The following is a 567-nucleotide window of genomic DNA, read 5'->3' on the forward strand; positions in this document are numbered from 1 at the left end:
TAGCTTGCGTTTTGATCAAAGCGATAACATCGCCTTCTTTGACTTTGTCACTAAGAGAAACTTTAAAATCTAGAATCTCTCCCGCTACGGGACAAGGTATATCCATCGAGGCCTTATCAGATTCAAGCACAATGATGGCATCATCAGCATTAAGGTTTGTCCCTACACCAGCGCAAAGCTCAATGACCTCTACCTCATCGGCTCCGCCAAGGTCAGGTACAATGACTTCAGTAGTTGTCGATTCTGAAACTGCTTTCGGCACATTTTGCTCTGGCGCAGCTTCCTGAATTTCAGCAATAGGCTTTTCTTTAACATCCTCTTTCTGTTCGCCGCTTTCTGGTTCATCAGAACTCTCTGCAGATACAGATATTAGAGTATCGCCTTGTTTTACTTGGTCACCGACTTTCACCTTAATGGCATCAATAACACCAGCACTCGTTGCCGGTACTTCGATGCTCGCCTTATCTGATTCAAGCACGATAATCGGATCATCAATCGCGATCGAATCCCCTACATTCACTAATAGCTCAATAACTTCAACCGCGTCTTCGGTACCTACGTCAGGAA

1 protein-coding gene is annotated in these 567 nt (G+C 44.8%); it reads right to left on the reverse strand.

All coding sequences use genetic code 11. The annotated features are described in order from the left end of the window. Window positions 1-567: biotin/lipoyl-containing protein (locus A3739_RS07075; protein WP_304440264.1), on the reverse strand; the 567-nt coding region annotated here is incomplete at both ends.

The organism is Oleiphilus sp. HI0067, assembly GCF_001635735.1.